Origin of the sequence: Micromonospora sp. NPDC051296 (genome assembly GCF_040682255.1) — a bacterium.
Classification (GTDB): Bacteria; Actinomycetota; Actinomycetes; order Mycobacteriales; family Micromonosporaceae; genus Micromonospora; species Micromonospora craterilacus.
In genome coordinates this window covers 1-2,306 of sequence record NZ_JBFBAO010000595.1, presented here as the reverse complement: position 1 = coordinate 2,306, position 2,306 = coordinate 1, and the positions used below count along the sequence as shown (strand labels likewise).

General features: G+C 74.0%; 2 protein-coding genes. One reads left to right on the top strand and one right to left on the bottom strand.

The genetic code is table 11. From position 1 onward, the window contains the following. Window positions 1–118 precede the first annotated feature (118 nt). A complete protein-coding gene (locus AB0M52_RS33325; RefSeq protein ID WP_363961827.1) occupies window positions 119–1,420 on the bottom strand; it encodes a GAF domain-containing protein in 1,302 nt (433 codons plus the stop codon). 227 nt (window positions 1,421–1,647) lie between these two features. On the opposite strand from AB0M52_RS33325, the gene AB0M52_RS33320 reads away from it, so the two are divergent. After that, window positions 1,648–2,306 (top strand): response regulator transcription factor (locus tag AB0M52_RS33320; RefSeq protein WP_363961826.1); only part of this gene is annotated, 659 nt, incomplete at its 3' end.

Here is a 2,306-nt window from a genome sequence, read left to right as displayed (position 1 = left end):
GTGCGGCTTGACGTACTCGCCGCCAATGAAGTGGTCGTAGCGGGACTGCCAGTGGGTGGGCGCGTCGTAGCGCGTCATGGTGCACCTCCGCCGTCGATGTGGTGGTGATGGCGGGAGGCTAGTTTCCGATACGTTGCAGCGACGTTGCGAGCGGTAGACCGTACTCGAGGCTGAGCTGACGGATCCGCGCCACGGCGAGCGGCCGGCGGGGCGCGCCCGGCGGCAACGCCCGGGCCAGGACCTGCCAGGCGGCCAGGTCGTCGGCCCCGGCGGGCGTCGCGGTCCAGGCCGCGAGCAGCGCCGGGTCCCCGGTCGCCAGCACGGCCGCGCGCAGTTGGCCGTCGACCAGCCGGCGCAGTCGCGTCACTCCCGGCGCGTCGGAGGCGGGCAGCAGCGACCCGGCGTACGCGTCGAGCGCCCCCGCCGGATCGCCGCCCGCCAGCAGTTCGGTGACGGTACGGAAGTCGGCGCGGACGGTGCCGCGCAGCCGGTACGGGCGGGAATCGAGCAGCTCGGGCCCGAGCACCCGGCGCAGCCGGGACAGCTCGGCGCGCAGGGTGACCGGGTGCAGCCGGTCGTCGCCGTAGAGGTCGAGGCCGAGCTGTTCGCCGGTGCGCCCCTCGGGATGGTCGAGCAGCAGTACGAGCAACTCGCTGTGCCGTCGACCGAGCCGGATGCGGCGTCCGTCCACCCGCAGTTCCGCCTCGTCCCGGCCGAGCGCGGCGATGTGCCCGACGCCCGGCTCGACCGGCCGGTCGGCGGCGAGTTGTGCCTCGGCTGCCCGGGCGGTGGCCCGGACCAGGGCGAGGCTCTGCGGGGTGGCCAGGTGGTCGCCGCCGGTGATGTCGATCGCGCCGAGCAGGCGCCCGGTGGCCGGGTCGTGGATCGGCGCGGCGGCGCAGGTCCACCGCTGCACCGGTCGGGCGAAGTGTTCGGTGGCGAAGATCTGCACGCTGTGGTCGATCGCCAGGGCGGTGCCGGGTGCGTTGGTGCCGGCGTGCGTCTCGTCCCACCGGGCACCGGGGACGAAGTTCATCCGCTCGGCGTGCCGGAGCACGCCGGGGTGGCCCTCGACCCAGAGCAGCCGCCCGTGCGCGTCGCAGACCGCCATCAAATGGGCGCCGTCGGTGGCGATGCCGCCGAGCAGGTCGCGGAAGAGCGGCAGGACTCGGGCGAGGGGATGGGCCGCGCGGTAGCTGGCCAGGGCGTCGTCGGTCAGCTCGACCGGCGGGGTGGCCTCCGGGTCGAGCAGCCCGGCCGAGCGGCGCCAGGAGTGGGCCACCACGTCGCGGAGGTGCCGGTCGGTGCGCCGGGCCGCCTCCGTGCCGCCGGTGAGGAACGCCTCGTGGGCGGCACCGACCTGCGCGATCCGCTCTGCCGGATCGACGCCGAATTCCAGGGCGAGCCACGGGTCGGCCACGGGCGACCTCCTCGCGCCCATCGTGACGCAGCTCACCCCCGATCGCCAAATGGGTACGACGGCCGGGGCGGACACGCCGGACAGAGCAGGCGGCCGTCGGTGTTGGTTGCCCGCATTTGTCCGCAGGGTGTGGGCGTGGAGGATTGCTGCGGCAGGCGCTTACGGAACCCTTAACTCCTGCCTGAGAACGTATGCCGGACGGGGACGGACCACGGGGGAGCGGAAGCGTGCGGGTGCTGGTGGCGGACGACGAGCGGTTGTTGGCGGACACGGTCGCCGAGGGGCTGCGCCGCCTCTCGATGGCGGTCGACGTCTGCTACGACGGTGACGGTGCGCTGGAGCGGGTCGGGGTGAACCGGTACGACGTGGCCGTGCTGGACCGGGACATGCCCGGGCACACCGGCGACGAGGTGTGCCGCAGCCTCGCCGCCTCCGGCGTCGGCACCCGGGTGCTGCTGCTCACCGCCGCCGCCGGCATCCGGGACCGGGTCGAGGGCCTCGGGCTGGGCGCCGACGACTACCTGACCAAGCCGTTCGCCTTCGCCGAACTGGTCGCCCGGGTGCAGGCTCTCGGCCGGCGGTCCGCACCGGCCGTGCCGCCGGTGCTGGAGCAGCACGGCGTGGTGCTGGACGTGGCCCGACACACGGTGACCCGGGACGGCCACCCGGTCGGCCTCAGTCCGAAGGAGTTCGCCGTGCTGCACGTGCTGCTGCGCGCCGGTGGCCAGGTGGTCAGCGCGGAGGAACTGCTGGAACAGGCGTGGGACGAGTTCGCCGACCCGTTCACGAACGTCGTACGGGTCACCATGATGACGCTGCGTAAGAAGCTCGGCACGCCGCAGATCATCCACACCGTGCCCCGGGCCGGCTACCGGATCGGCGGTGC